The sequence below is a fragment of the Caballeronia sp. GAFFF2 genome (assembly GCF_023631485.1).
Classification (GTDB): domain Bacteria; phylum Pseudomonadota; class Gammaproteobacteria; order Burkholderiales; family Burkholderiaceae; genus Caballeronia.
Window position 1 is genome coordinate 634864 of sequence record NZ_JALQDA010000027.1, and the last position, 14460, is coordinate 649323.

Genomic DNA, 14460 nt, shown 5'->3' on the forward strand with positions numbered 1-14460 from the left:
TCAAAGCGTCACATCGTTATGAAAGATGCTTCCTGCACGCGTCGCGCGTGCTCTTGCAAGCGCTGCAATGGCCGTGTCCTGCGCGCCGGTGCCGGTGAGATCGCATACGGTGATGTCGTCATCGCTCATGCGGCCTTGCACTTGCTGCGCGATAATCTGTCCCAATTCGGCAAACGATGCATCGGCGGCGATAACCCCTGCGCTTATCGCGTGGTGGAGTTCGCCAAGCACGCGCGTTTGCTGCAAGCGGTCGCACACGTAGCGCGCCGCCTTGAACACGTCTGGCGCAATCTCGTTCTTGTGCTCGGCATCCGAACCCATCGCGGTGACATGCAAGCCCGCATGAAGATCGCGGGCGTGAATCAAGGGCTCGCGGCTGGGTGTCGTGGTGATGGCGATATCCGCATGCCTGAGCGCGTGGCTCACGCTATCGGCGACAGCGCATTCAAGGCCCGCCGCTTCACAATCGCGCGCGTAGTGCAACGCGCGCTTGCCGTCGCGTGCCCACACGGTCACGTGATCGATGTCGCGTACCAGTCGCAACGCTTTGAGTTGAAGGTGCGCCTGTTCGCCCGCACCGATGATCGCCACGCGTTTGGCGTCACGTCTTGCGAGCCAGCGTGCGGCGACAGCACCCGCTGCCGCCGTGCGTACCGCCGTGAGATAGCCGTTGTCGAGCAGCACGGCTTGCGTCAGTCCCGTGCGCGCCGAAAGCACGAGCATGAGACCGTTCAAGCTCGGCAAACCCAGAGAGGGATTGCTGAAGAAGCCAGGACTGACCTTGATCGCAAAACTCAGAAGACCCGGCAAATAAGCGGTTTTTACGTCGACTTCGCCAGCGTGTTCGGGAATGTCGAGGCGAAGAATCGGCGGCATCGCCACCGCTTCTGTCGCAAGCGAACGGAAGGCAGCTTCGATCTGTGCGATCGCATCGAGGTCGAGCGGCACGAGTTCGCGCAGCTCCGCTTCGCCTAGCAAGATGGTGGAACGATCGATTGAAGACGTCATCAAAGCGCTCCAATCAGGCGGCGGTGCGTATCGATATCGATGTTGCAACCGCTCACGACGATAACCACTGGCCCACCTTCTCGCGGCCTGATGGCACCATCCAGCACAGCTGCGATGCCAACGGCCGCTGCGCCCTCCACTACGAGCCGCTCTTCGCTATACGCATGTGCAATGCCGCGAGCAATCGAACGCTCATCGAGGAGCACCATGCGATCGATCAATTCACGTGTCATCGCGAACGTATGCTGGTTGTCGAGACCAATGCCGCCGCCGAGCGAATCCGCCAGCGTTTCGAGTTCATCGACGAGAACGGGTTTGCCCGCCTCGAGGCTCGCATGCATGGCGGCGCCGCGTTGCATGGATACGCCGATCATTTCGATGCTTGGCCTCATGCCTTTTGCCGCGAATGCCACGCCGCTGAAGAGACCGCCGCCCGACAGGGGCACGACGATAGCGGATACATCGGGACGCGCTTCGATAATCTCCAGACCGATGGTGCCCTGCCCTGCAATGACGCGCGCATCGTCGAAAGGCGGTACGAACGCATAGCCTTCTTCGCGCACCAGGCGTTGCGCTTCGACTTGTGCATCGTCCTGGCTCTTGCCTGCAATCACGACGCGCGCGCCGAGCGCCGCGACCGCATCCACCTTGTTCGCTGGCACAAGCGATGACATGCACACTGCGGCCTCGATTCCCAGCGCGCGCGCCGCGTGCGCGATCGCACGGCCATGATTACCCGTCGATGCCGTCACGACACGCTTGCACCCTGCTTCCGCGAGTTGCGCCAATGCGTTGGTCGCGCCGCGCAACTTGAAGCTGCCGGTAGGCTGAAGCGTTTCGAGTTTGAGGTAGACAGGTGCGTCTACAACGCGCGAGAGTGTCGCCGACTGCACGAGCGGCGTGACGAGCACACGCCCTTCGATGCGTTGGCGTGCGCGATAAACATCGTCGAGCGTGAGTGCGGACATGGCGCGATTGCATTGAGCAAGTGTCGATGCAACCGAGTCTAATGTCCTAAAAAATCGTTTTGAATTGTCCTAGTTCATTTCCGCGCATGCGAGATTAGTTGAAGTCGTGCACGTGCGGAAATTGCTCGAAGACTTCGCGAATGGTCTCTATGGCCGTGCGAAAGCTCGCCTCGCCCACTTCGGCGCCCACGCACAGACGCACCGCATTGGGCCGCTCAGCGCCGCGCACGAGAAACGGATCGGGCGATGTCACCGCGATATTGCGGTTGCGCAGTTCGCGCGTAATACGTTCCGCTTCCCATTCATCCGGCACGCGCAGCCACGCAGAGAGCGCGTTCGGATGGCTGCCGAGCACATATTCTCCCAGCACTTCACGCACGACACTCTGACGCATCGAAAGCCGCTCGCGTTGTATCTGCACGAGACGTTGCGCCGTGCCGTCCATGATCCAGCGCGCGGTGACTTCGGCTATCGGCGAGGTCGCCATCCAGCTCGATACGCGCAACACGCTTTCCGCGCGCAAGGCAAGACGCCGTGGCACGGTCATGAAGCCCGTGCGCAAGCCGCTTAACACTGACTTCGTCATGCTCGTGCAATAGAACGCCAGTTCGGGGATCAAGCTTGCTATCGGCGTCTGCGCCTTGGCGGGCAACGCGCCGTAGACATCGTCTTCGATGACATACACGCCGTATCGCTCTGCAATGCGCGCAATCGCGCGCCGGCGCGAGTCGGTCAAGATGGCGACCGTGGGATTATTGAGCGTCGGTGTGCAGACCAGTGCGCTTACGCGCTCGCTGTCGCACATTTCCTCGAAATGTTCGGGACGTATGCCATGTTCGTCGATTTCCAGTCCCTTGAGCGTGAAGCCGAGCACGTTCGCGGAGCCTATGACGCCGTGATCGGTGAGGCTCTCGCAGAGCACGGTATCGCCCGGTCCGACAATGGAAGCAAGCGCCAGAAAGATGCCGTGCGCAGCACCATTCGTGACTAGGAGCGTCTCAGCGGTCGCAGGCATGTTGAGCGATTCGAGCCAAGCAACACCCGCTTGCCGATGATGCTCGAAACCCGCAATCGGACGAAACGCGCGTATCCAGGGCTGATCCTCGATGGTTGCAAGCGTCGCGCAGACCTTGCGCCACATTGCATCGTGTTCGGGCGTATGGACGATACGCGCAATCGAAAAGTCGACCACGGAGCGCTCGGCCGTATCGAGCATGTAGTTGGACATGGTTTCCGTGACGCGCGCCGCGACGAAGCTGCCGCGCCCGACTTCACAGCGAATCAGCCCCTGGCGCTCGAGTTCTTTATAGGCATTGGTGACCGTCTGCACGCTGATTTCCAGATCCGCCGCGACCTCGCGTTGCGGCGGCAAGCGTGCGCCTGAAGCCAGTGTGCCGTTCTCGATATCCAGCGCCATCGCCTTGACGAGCCGCTTGTATTTCGACTGTACGCCTTGCACGGTGCGTACGGCCTCGCGCCATCGCTGATTCAATTTCCACTCCTCGTGCGCTTGACTCATGCGCAATAGTGGCGCAAAAGCTCCTTGAAAAATAATTGTCCTAGAGCAATCGGAACAAATATATGGCTTTGTATTCTGCATTGGTGGCTGCGCGGTAAAGCCTGTGAAGACCGCTTCCTATAAGGGTTTTCTCCATGACCGATCTAGCCGCAGCCTTCAAGGAACGCGCGCAATAGACCATACGAACGCTACCAACGCTATAAACGGAAAACGCTATGAAGACCAAACGACTGTCTGGAATGCTGGTGGCCGCATGCGTCGCCGCGGCGAGCTTGAGTGCCTTCAGCGCGGGCGCTGCCGCGGAAACCACCTTGCAACGGATTCAACGCACCGGCGAGGTGCGCATCGGCTATGCGAACGAAACGCCCTTCGCCTATACGACGGCCGACGGCACCGTGACGGGCGAATCGCCGGAAATCGCCAAGAAGGTATTCGCCAAACTAGGCGTCAAGAAAGTCGATGCGGTGCTGACCGAATGGGGCGCGCTCATTCCGGGCCTCAAGGCAGGCCGTTTCGATGTGATTGCAGCGGGCATGTACATTACGCCCGAGCGCTGCAAGCAGGTTGCTTTCGCCGATCCGCAATATCAGATTCCCGACACGTTGCTGACGCTCAAGGGCAACCCCAAAAACCTTCACAGTTACGCCGATGTCGCCAAGCAAGGCGACACGAAACTCGCAGTAATGGCCGGCACGGCGGAACTCGGTTATGCACGCGAGGCGGGCATCAAGGACGATCAGATTCTTCAGGTGCCCGATACCACCGCGCAATTGCAGGCCGTGCGCGCACGCCGCGCCGATGCAGCCGTTGGCACCTCGCTCACCATGAAGGGGCTTGCGACGAAGGGCGGCCCGCTAGTCGAAGCAACGAGCCAGTTCAACGACGACCCGAAGCATACGGGCTATGGCGCACTCGCCTTTCGCCCCGAAGATACCGATCTGCGCGATGCGGTCAACAAGGAACTCCATGCCTGGCTCGGCACGGACGATCATCTGAAAACGGTGGGACCGTTCGGCTTTGACAAGACGAATCTGACCACGAAGAAAGCGCCTGAACTTTGCGGCGGTTGAGCAGAGATACATTCGGTACAGGCGCGCGTCGCGTCGTTCATTTAGCGAGGAACCATCATGAGTGATCTCAATGAGCTATTGCCGCTGATGTGGAAAGGCACGCTCGTCACGATCCAGATCGCCGTGCTCAGCATCATGCTTGCGATCGTCATGGCGGGCATCGCAACGACGCTGCGCGAAGCGCCTTATCGTACCCTGCGCTGGCTTGGCAATGTCTATGTCGAAGTCTTTCGCGGCACGTCCTTGCTGGTGCAATTGTTCTGGCTGTTCTTCGTGCTGCCCTTGCCGCCCTTCAATATTCAGTTGACGCCCTTTACCGTGGCCATCGTTGGTTTGGGTTTGCATTACGGCGCTTATGGCTCCGAGATTTTGCGCGGCGCATTGCACTCGGTGGCAGGCGGACAATACGAAGCAGCACTGGCACTCAACATGCCGGCATGGGTCAGGCTACGCCGCGTCGTGTTGCCTCAAGCCATGATCAACGCACTGCCGCCCGCCACGAACCTCATGATCGAATTACTCAAAGGGACTTCGCTCGTGTCGCTGATCACGCTTTCGGACCTGACGTTCCGCGCGCGACAACTCGATGAAGCGACCTTCAAGACAGCGGAAATCTTCGGGCTGACGCTGCTGATCTACTTCGTACTGGCGCAGATCATCGTCACGGTAATGCGTCACTTCGAGCGCCGCGTAAGCAGTCACGTCGCCGTTCGTCGCGTCGCGCCGAGGGCCGCATCATGACGACATTCGGTCAACTCTTCGATGTGACATACGCGCTGCATATCCTGCCGGAACTGCTGCACGCCGCGATATACACCATCGGCATCACGCTAGTGGGGTTTGCCATCGCGCTGGTGCTGGGCCTCGTGCTCGCAATACTGCGACGCAGCGAGATCGTTTTCGTCTCGAAGGCGACGGCTTTCTTCATCGAGTTTATTCGCAGCACGCCGCTTTTGATTCAGGTGTATGTGCTCTTCTACGTTGCGCCGCTTTATGGACTCACCATGTCGGCGTTGATGGCGGGCACCATCGGCATTGCCGTGCACTATGCGTGTTACGTGTCGGAGGTTTATCGCGCAGGACTCAACGGCGTCGCGCGTGGACAATGGGAAGCGGCCTGTGCGCTGTCGTTGTCGCCCTGGCGCACGTATGGCGGCGTGATTCTGCCACAGGCCATTCGTCCCGTGATTCCCGCGCTCGGCAATTACCTCGTCGCCATGTTCAAGGACACGCCCGTGTTGTCAGCCATTACCGTGGTCGAATTGATGCAGCAGGCGAAGAACATCGGCTCGGAAACCTTCCGCTATCTCGAACCGATCACCATGACGGGCGTCTTCTTTCTGATCATCAGCGTGACTTTCGCTTCGGGCGTGCGTCACCTCGAACGGCGGGTCAGGTTGCCATGATTTCGCGCGGAGACACGATGGCTAACCCGGCGGATGGCGCACGGTAATGGAAATCAAGGAGCAACCGATGAAACGAGACCTCGACCCGTCGTTAGGCGAAGCCGCCGACGCGCAAGCCAATACGCCGATGGTGCGCTTTCGCAACGTGACGAAGCGCTACGGCGCGCTTACCGTGCTCGATGGACTCGATCTGGATATCGCGCGTAACGAGAAGGTCGCGATCATCGGGCCGAGCGGCTCGGGGAAATCCACGCTGCTGCGCGTGTTGATGACGCTCGATCCCTTGACCGACGGCGTAATCGAAGTCGATGGCGAGTCTCTCACGCATGAGATGCGCGGCGGCAAGCTCGTACCCGCGTCGCAACGACATGTGCGGCAAGTGCGCAGCAAGATCGGCATGGTGTTTCAGAGCTTCAACCTGTTCCCGCACATGACCGCGCTCACGAACGTCATTGAAGCGCCTACGAGCGTGCTAGGTCTTTCGAAGAAGGAAGCAATCGAACGTGGACGCGAGTTGCTATCCATGGTCGGTTTGTCGGAAAAATGCGGTTACTATCCTTCGCAATTGTCGGGTGGACAGCAGCAGCGCGTAGCCATCGCGCGGGCGCTTGCCATGCGCCCTAAAATCATGCTCTTCGACGAAGTGACCTCCGCGCTCGATCCCGAACTCTGCGGTGAGGTCCTCAATGTCATTCGGCGCTTAGGCTCCGAACATAACCTCACCATGTTGATGGTCACACATCAGATGGGCTTTGCAAAAGACTTCGCGGATCGCGTCTGCTTCTTCTCAGAAGGAAAGATCATCGAGCAGGCCGCGCCGCAGCAGTTCTTCACCGCGCCGCAACATGAACGCACCAAGCAGTTTTTGCGCGCGGTCACGGAGGCGCTCTAATCCAAGCATTCAGCTGGCAAGCGGTCCGGGAATTGCTTCCTGCTCCGGGGATAGACACCGGAGAGTGCAATGTCCCCTTCCCAGCATAAGGTCGCTCGCGTGGACGACTTGCCCACCGGGCACGGCACGCGTGTGTGCATCAAGCACGATGCGAGCGAAACACCGATTCTTCTCGTGCGCGACGGTCAGGCCGTGCACGCCTTTTCACCCGACTGTCCGCATGCAGGCGCGCCGCTCGAAGAAGGCGCGATCTGCAACGGCCGCATCGTTTGCCCGTGGCACAAGGGCACGTTTGAAATTAGTGATGGCAGTCTCGTCGAGCCGCCGGCGCTCAAAGGTCTGACGCGTTATCCGGTCACCGTGTCGAATGGCGATGTATTTGTCTCGCTCGGTGCCGAAGCGCCGAAGACGCAAGACGAGCATGGCGCGGATAAGACCATGCTCATCGTCGGCGCGGGCGCCGCAGGCGCCGCGGCATGCGCGGCGCTGCGCGAAGGCGGCTTTAGCGGGCGTATCGTGCTCGCTGGCGACGATGCACGCAAGCCTTACGATCGCACTTCGCTAAGCAAGTTCGTGCTGTCAGGCGACATGCCGCCCGACGATGTTCCACCCCTTCTCGACGACGATTTCTTCGACGCTCATAAGATCGAACGCGAATTGACACGCGCCGTGCGACTCGACGCGAGCAACAAGCAAGCCGAATTCGCCAGCGGTCGGACAGTCGATTACGACGCCGCGCTCGTTTGCACGGGCGGCACGCCCAAGCCGCTCAAGGCGCCGGGTTCAAACCTTAAGCATATCCATCTGCTGCGCAATCGCGAACATGCAAAAGAGATTCTTGCATCGCTCGATGCAGTGCAATCACCTGTGCGCGTCGTGATCGTCGGGGCGAGTTTCATCGGTCTGGAAGTGGCTTCGTGTCTTCGTAAGCGCAAGATCGAAGTCACTGTCGTCGCGCCCGGCAAGGTGCCATTCGCAAAGCAGTTCGGTACGCGCATCGGCGAGATGTTCAAGCGCATGCATGAACAAAACGGCGTGACGTTCCATATGGATACGCATGTCAGCGCGTTCGAAGGCGACGACGCCGTGCGCGAAGTGCTGCTCGAATCCGGCGAACGGCTACAGGCCAATGTCGTGATTGCGGGAACGGGCGTGACGCCGGCTACGGACTTCATCACTGGCGTCACGATGGGCGACGACGAAGGCATGGAAGTCGATGCGTCGATGCTTGCCGCGCCGAGTCTCTACGCAGCGGGCGACATCGCGCGCTTTCCGTTGCCGCGTGCCGGTGCAATGGGTCGCATCGAACATTGGCGCGTCGCCCAGCAACATGCGCGCGTGGCGGCGTACAACATGGCGGGCATCGCACGCGAATACATCGGCGTGCCTTTTTTCTGGACTTTTCATTACGACAAGAACTTCGAGTATCTCGGCCACGTTAGCGAACCCGAACACGTCGAAATAGATGGCGATCTCGATCAGCAGCAGTTCATCGCTTACCTGCTGAAAGACGGCGAGGTTCGCGCGGTGGTCGGATGCGGGCATGAAGCCGCCATAGGCCGGCTTGCCGAAGCCATGCGCGAGCCGATCACGCTCGATGCCGCACGGCGCGTTGTGAGTAGCTAAACGGTCGATGGCGCGCCGCCCCATTGCTCGACACAACGCAGAAATTATTTGGCTTAAGAGGAATAGGCTATGGCAACTCGAAAGACCACGACGAGGACGAGCAAAGCGAAGCCTCGCGGCAAGTCGAACAGCACGCGTCAGCGACACGGCCTCGCTACCACCGGTAAAAAGTCGACAGCGAAACCCTCGCCCAAACGCTGGTCGCATCATGTGATGGAGACGAGCGACGCAATGGATATCGAGGGAAGTATCTTCAAGACCGGTAACGCGGACGAGATCGCGGATTCGTTGAAGCGCTCGTCCACCAGAAGCAAGCGTCGCAAGGGCTCGCCGTTTCAATCGGCCATGGCGATGCTGAATTTTTATATCAACCGCGCCGGGCGCAATTTGCCGAAGTCACGCCGCAGCACGCTGGAGCGCGCCAAGAAGCGGTTGCGCGAAGCATTCGGACGCAAGCCTTGAAACACGGGCTAGCGCAATGCGAGCCACTGCAACACGATCGATCAAGGCTGACTTTGTCCGCCGTTATATCAACGGCTGGTGCTGCGTATTCGTCTGAGCATCAGGGCACACCTGAGCGGGAGGCCGTCTTGTCGAGGGAACGACTCTTGCTCGCTCATGGATTACCTACGGAAGAAGACAGGAGACACCATGACTGAAGACCCACCGCTTAGCCCCGGCGACGAAGCCGAACCCGGCGTGCCCGGAACCGGCGAAGACTTGTGTCCGGCCTGCAACGGCTCGGGCAAGCTCGACGGCGAGAAGTGCGACACATGCGGCGGCACGGGCAAGGTGACGCAAGGTATTGGCGGCGGCTGAGACGACTCTCAGCGTTGCAGTCCCTGCCAATCTCCTGGAGACCAGCTTGAACCTGCACCCTCTCACGCGTACCGCTGCGCTGCTCGTGGCGCTTGCGGCCACGAATACTGCTGCAATGGCCGACGACTACGCGCCTGGCTTCGGCCCGGACCCGTCCCTGCCCGCGCCGCATAAGTCGATGTTGCCAACCGTGAACATCGCGCCTGCCAAGCCCTGGCAGCAAGGACAAATGCCCATTGCGGCCGCAGGGTTCAACGTTACGCCTTATGCAACCGGTCTAGATCATCCGCGCTGGCTCGCCACGCTTCCCAACGGCGATGTGCTCGTCGCGGAAAGCAATGCGCCCGCGCAGCACGATACAAACGCGGGCATCAAAGGCCTCGTGATGAAGAAGGTGATGAAGCGCGCGGGCGCGGCGGTGCCGAGTCCCGACCGCATCGTCCTCTTGCGTGACTCGGACGGAGACGGCATAGCGGAAACGCGCACGGTGTTCATCGACAAGCTGCATTCTCCGTTCGGCATGGTGCTAGTCGGTGACGATCTCTACGTCGCCGACACGGACGCCGTCATGCGCTACAAGTACGAAACGGGCGCCACGCAGATCACGACACCGGGAGAGAAGTTCATCGACTTGCCTGCTGGCCCAATCAACCATCACTGGACCAAGAACATCATCGCGAGTCAAGACGGCAAGCGGCTTTACGTGACGGTCGGCTCGAACAGCAACGCCGCGGAAAACGGTATCGATGCCGAAAGCGGCCGCGCGGCGATCATGGAAGTCGATATCGAATCGAAGCAGACCCGCCTCTTCGCCACGGGCTTGCGCAACCCGAACGGCATGTCGTGGCAACCGCAAAGCGGCGCGCTATGGACCGTGGTCAACGAGCGCGACGAACTCGGCGACGACCTCGTGCCCGACTATATGACCTCGGTCAAAGACGGCGCCTTCTACGGCTGGCCGTACAGCTATTACGGCCAGCATGTGGATGACCGCGTGAAGCCGCAGCGCGATGAGCTCGTGCTGTCGGCAATCCCGCCGGACTATGCACTCGGTGCGCATACGGCATCGCTCGGACTCACGTTTTACGATGCCAAAGCGTTCCCGCAGCATTACTGGAGCGGCGCCTTCATCGGTCAGCATGGCTCGTGGAATCGCAAGCCGAGGAGCGGCTATAAGGTCGTGTTCGTTCCGTTCGATGACGGCAAGCCGTCCGGTCCGCCCGAAGACATACTGACAGGCTTTCTCTCCACCGATGGCCACGCGCTCGGTCGTCCCGTCGGCGTCGCGGTGGACCACAGCGGCGCGTTGCTCGTCGCGGATGATGTCGGCAATAGCGTATGGCGCGTTGCGCCGGCTGCGAAGTAAATGGCCGCGCGCAAGCCCAAGGCGAAGGCCGTCACATCGAGCTTGTTCGCGCTCGCCGAACGGCAGATCGTCGGCCTTTACGACGCCGGCGTGCTTTCGCCTGCCGTGTTGCATCACGTGATCGCGGCTTACGCGAACAGCGCGATCGACTGGAGCGAAGCCGCTTCCCTGCGTACCGTCGACGATCGCTCGGTGCACGAGGCCGTGGTGCTCACCATGATGCCGGGCCGCCCGCTGCGATCGGCGCAAAAAGACTTCATGTCGGTGGTGGAACATCTCGCGGCGGGCGCCGGCGCGAGCGCCAAGGCCGCGGCGTCATCCGACGAAGCGCCCGAAGACGACGAAGCGCTGCTCGATCAGCTCGATGGCAAAAGCAAAAGCTCGAGCGGGACGGCATCGCGTTCATCGAAGGCAAGCGATGAACCAAGCCAACGCAAGTCCGCCGGCTTCAATCCGCTCGTCGGCGCGCGCGGGTTCTCCACTCACGACAAGGGCTAAGATACCAGCCCGGCATCTTCAGTGCGGCACGCCCGGTGCGACCACATCGACGAGATCGTCCATGTCGAAAGGTTTCGCGAGAATCGGCACATTGAGATGCCTCGCACGGTCCAGTTCGTCCGCATAGCCTGTCATGAGAATAAGCTTCTGCGCGGGCAGTCGCTGCGTGATCTGCTCGGCCAGATCGACGCCGTTCATGCGACCGGGCATTTGCACATCGGAGAGAATCAGGTCGAAGCTGTAGCCTTCGCCGAGCAGCGCAAAAGCGGCATCCGCGCTCTCTTCGTGATGAACGACACAGCCCAGCACTTCGAGCACGGCCATCACGCCGGCAGCGACATCGACGTTGTCTTCGACAACCAGCACGGTCAAGCCACGCAGCGGATGCTCTTCGTCGTTGAACGATGGCGCCGGGCGCGGCGCTTCGGCCTTCGGCACGGGCGCCACGCTCACAGGCGGAACGTGAACCGGAACGGGCACCGCCACCGATGCCGACGCGTGATGACGCGGCAGATAAAGCCGCACGGTCGTGCCCGAGCCTGGCACGCTCGTGATACGCGCGGTGCCCCCCGCCTGCTCGCAAGCCGCGAGCACCTGCGTCAAGCCGAGGCCCGTGCCCGCGCCGCGCTCTTTCGTCGTGAACAGCGGCTCGAAGGCGCGACGCAGTACCTCTTCGTTCATTCCTTCGCCGTTATCGGTCACGGAAATGAGCACGTATTCCCCTTCGGGCAAGTCGCTTTCGCCGTTGCGCACGCGCGCGTTCTGGCAACGGATGACGAGACGCCCGCTATGCAACATGGCCTCGCTTGCATTGACGGCGATGTTGACCAGCGCCAGCTCCAGTTCGACCGGATCGGCCCTTACCCGCCACAAGTCCGGCGACAATTCCACCTTCACCGAAACGGACGGCGGCACCGCGCTCTTGACGAGATCGAGCGTGGTCTTGAGCCAGTTGGATGGATCGAGCAGTTCCTGCTTTTGCGGATGCTTGCGCGCCACGCTCATCAGGCGGCGCGCAAGCGATTCCGCGCCCGCCGTCGCACGCTCCACCGCAATGACTTCGCTTTCCACGCCGTTGAAGTGCTTGCGCCGCGCGAGTTCCATGTTCGAGCCGACGACCATCAGCAAGTTATTGAAGTCGTGCGCGACGTTGGCGACGAGATTGCCGAGCGCGCCCATGCGCTGCAATTGCCTGCTCGACGCCTCTATCGACAGCCGCGAAGCGACTTCTGACTGCCATTGCTCCCACGCCACCTGTTCGGCGTTCAGACGGCGAATGGAGAACGCAATCAAGAGCCACACGGCGATGCAAGGCAGCGCCGCGATGGCGGCCACGAGCCCGAGGTGCTGACGCCAGCGCATTTGCAAGGCGGAAGCCGCATAACCCGTCGCCACGTAGAGCGGAAAGTCGCCGACGCGCCGATAGGCAATGAGCCGCTCGACGTTATCGACCGTCGAACTCATGCGCGCTTGTCCATAGACTTCGTTATTGCGAAAGGCGTTGGTGAAGGGCGTGTTGTTGGCAGGCTGCGCGTCGACGTCGCTCAAGGGATAACGCGCGAGAATGCCGCCATCGCGCCGGTACAAGCCGATGACGAGCGCGCTGTCGCTCGCGGCGAGTTCGCGATAGAAGTCGACGAAATAAGCGCGTTTCAGGGCGATCGACACGACGCCGAGAAAGCGTCCGTCGCGACTGATGCGGCCCATGGTCGTGGTGAAGACATCGGACTTCGCGACCTTGCCGCGCAGCGGCAGCGAGAAATACGCGACGGGCGCGACTTCGCGGGCGGACAGAAAGTCGTCACGATCTGCAATCGATACGGCGGGCGCGGGATAGAAGCGGCTGCTGGCCAGCAGAACGCCATTCGCGCCGAACACGGAGACGGCGGCCACTTGGGCGAGCGTCCCGCTCATGCTGTCGAGCGTGCGATGCAGCGCTTCCTGACGGCCCTGGATATTGGCGTCGTCGCTGTCGCCCAGTAAATCGACGATGCGCGTTTCCAGTTGCTGGTTGAGATCGACCACCTTAATGGCATGTTCGTTCGCAACGCGCGAGAGGCGCTCGGTAAGTTCTTCGGCGTCCGAAAAGCGGCGCTCGTAGTCGTAGTAGCCATAAATACTGAGGCAGACTAACGGAATGACGACCGAGCCGGCCAGCACGAGCATCAGCACCCGGCGCGTCAGGGCGAAGTTACGCGTAGGTAGCGGCAGATCGAATGTCGCGGTCTCTGTTGAGTTCAAGCGTTTCGCCCTGCGATGAAATCGACGGGTATATCGTAACCGGTGCGCGCCCGCCGTCCAAGCGAACGCGGTTCAGGCGTGGCGAAGCGCGCCCTTGCGCCAGTCGTCCTGAGGTGTTATTGGCAGTACGCGTTTGTGATGCGTCGCGTCGTGAAAGCGATAGATGGTCTTGTAGACTTCGTCGGATACGCGCTTGCCTTCGAGGAAGTCGTCGATGTCTTCGTAAGAGATGCCGTAGCTGTCTTCGTCGGGCTTTTGCGGCGTGAGCGTTTCGAGATCGGCGGTGGGCACCTTCATGGCGATTTCGTCGCTTGCGCCAAGCGATCTGGCAAGCGCGCGCACGCGGCGTTTATCGAGGCCGTAAAGCGGCAGGACATCCGCGCCGCCATCGCCGTATTTGGTAAAGAAGCCCATCACGGACTCCGCCGCGTGATCCGTGCCGATCACCACGCCCACGCGCGCGCTCGCCACCGCGTATTGCGCGATCATCCGCTGGCGCGCCTTGATGTTGCCGAGCACGAAGTCCTCGTGCTTCTCGTCCATGTAGCGCGCGCCCGAGAGGTTGAGCGAAGCGAGCATGGCGTCAGCTGCGGGCTTTACGTTGACCACGAGCGTCTCGTCGGGCCGGATGAACGCAAGTGCGCGCTGCGCGTCGGCTTCGTCGCGCTGCTCACCGTAAGGAAGGCGCATGGCGATGAAACGCGCATCGGCGCCGCGCGCGCGCAAGCGTTCGACCGCGAGTTGCGCAAGACGCCCCGCCGTCGACGAATCCACGCCGCCGCTGATGCCGAGCACATAGGTCTTGAGCTTCTGCGCTTCCAGATAGTCGGCGAGAAACGCGATGCGGAATTCGGTTTCGGCGGCTTCATCGAACGACGGCGAAACCTTTAGTTCCTCGATGATCGATTGCTGACGCGCGGCGTAATCGGAATCGTTGGTCATATTCGCGGCCCGGAAAGTTTGCTGTCCTGCGGTCCCCTTGGAACACGCGCTCATGCGCCCGGCTCCGCCTTGAGTTTTATCACATCGGCACGCGTTTGACGGGCT

General features: G+C 61.0%; 14 protein-coding genes. 9 read left to right on the top strand and 5 right to left on the bottom strand.

Features of this window, described 5'->3' with window-relative positions; all coding sequences use genetic code 11:
* From NCT04_RS19320 to ehuR, 3 genes are all read right to left on the bottom strand, one after another.
* Entirely contained in the window at window positions 1-1008 is a 1008-nt protein-coding gene (locus NCT04_RS19320) for a cyclodeaminase (RefSeq protein WP_250467290.1), read from the bottom strand.
* A complete protein-coding gene (gene eutB, locus NCT04_RS19325) occupies window positions 1008-1976 on the bottom strand; it encodes a hydroxyectoine utilization dehydratase EutB (protein ID WP_250467291.1) in 969 nt (322 codons plus the stop codon). The genes NCT04_RS19320 and eutB overlap by 1 nt, the downstream gene beginning before the upstream one ends.
* A gap of 94 nt (window positions 1977-2070) precedes the next feature.
* Window positions 2071-3495, bottom strand: coding sequence for a MocR-like ectoine utilization transcription factor EhuR (gene ehuR / locus NCT04_RS19330; RefSeq protein ID WP_250467292.1), 1425 nt, complete (start codon window positions 3493-3495; stop codon window positions 2071-2073).
* A gap of 215 nt (window positions 3496-3710) precedes the next feature.
* Here ehuR and ehuB point away from each other — a divergent pair, with 215 nt between their 5' ends.
* The 9 genes from ehuB (at window position 3711) to NCT04_RS19375 (ending at window position 11172) form a co-directional block, all read left to right on the top strand.
* A complete protein-coding gene (gene ehuB, locus NCT04_RS19335; RefSeq protein WP_250467293.1) occupies window positions 3711-4565 on the top strand; it encodes an ectoine/hydroxyectoine ABC transporter substrate-binding protein EhuB in 855 nt (284 codons plus the stop codon).
* Between the two features lie 57 nt (window positions 4566-4622).
* Complete coding sequence (ehuC, locus tag NCT04_RS19340) at window positions 4623-5306, top strand: ectoine/hydroxyectoine ABC transporter permease subunit EhuC (protein ID WP_250467294.1); 684 nt, start codon at window positions 4623-4625, stop codon at window positions 5304-5306.
* Window positions 5303-5971, top strand: coding sequence for an ectoine/hydroxyectoine ABC transporter permease subunit EhuD (gene ehuD, locus NCT04_RS19345; RefSeq protein ID WP_250467295.1), 669 nt, complete (start codon window positions 5303-5305; stop codon window positions 5969-5971). Before ehuC ends, ehuD begins: the two co-directional genes overlap by 4 nt.
* A gap of 67 nt (window positions 5972-6038) precedes the next feature.
* Window positions 6039-6863 carry an ectoine/hydroxyectoine ABC transporter ATP-binding protein EhuA gene (gene ehuA / locus NCT04_RS19350; RefSeq protein WP_284509373.1) on the top strand — a complete coding sequence of 275 codons (825 nt, stop codon included), beginning with the start codon at window positions 6039-6041 and terminating at the stop codon, window positions 6861-6863.
* Window positions 6864-6932: 69 nt separating this feature from the next.
* Window positions 6933-8489 carry an FAD-dependent oxidoreductase gene (locus tag NCT04_RS19355; protein ID WP_250467296.1) on the top strand — a complete coding sequence of 519 codons (1557 nt, stop codon included), beginning with the start codon at window positions 6933-6935 and terminating at the stop codon, window positions 8487-8489.
* Window positions 8490-8558: 69 nt separating this feature from the next.
* On the top strand, window positions 8559-8951 hold the full coding sequence (locus NCT04_RS19360) for a DUF3175 domain-containing protein (RefSeq protein ID WP_250467297.1): 393 nt from the start codon (window positions 8559-8561) through the stop codon (window positions 8949-8951).
* 189 nt (window positions 8952-9140) lie between these two features.
* Entirely contained in the window at window positions 9141-9308 is a 168-nt protein-coding gene (locus NCT04_RS19365; RefSeq protein WP_250467298.1) for a hypothetical protein, read from the top strand.
* A 115-nt stretch (window positions 9309-9423) separates the two neighbouring features.
* The gene (locus NCT04_RS19370) at window positions 9424-10674 is read left to right on the top strand and encodes a PQQ-dependent sugar dehydrogenase (RefSeq protein ID WP_250467462.1); all 1251 of its coding nucleotides are present in this window, start codon (window positions 9424-9426) and stop codon (window positions 10672-10674) included.
* Window positions 10675-11172 (top strand): hypothetical protein, encoded by a 498-nt coding sequence (locus NCT04_RS19375; protein WP_250467299.1) that lies wholly within the window; start codon window positions 10675-10677, stop codon window positions 11170-11172.
* An 18-nt stretch (window positions 11173-11190) separates the two neighbouring features.
* On the opposite strand, the gene NCT04_RS19380 is transcribed toward NCT04_RS19375, so the two are convergent.
* A complete protein-coding gene (locus NCT04_RS19380) occupies window positions 11191-13413 on the bottom strand; it encodes a hybrid sensor histidine kinase/response regulator family protein (protein WP_250467300.1) in 2223 nt (740 codons plus the stop codon).
* Window positions 13414-13485: 72 nt separating this feature from the next.
* A complete protein-coding gene (gene nadE, locus NCT04_RS19385; protein ID WP_244829448.1) occupies window positions 13486-14355 on the bottom strand; it encodes an NAD(+) synthase in 870 nt (289 codons plus the stop codon).
* Between the last annotated feature and the right edge of the window lie 105 nt (window positions 14356-14460).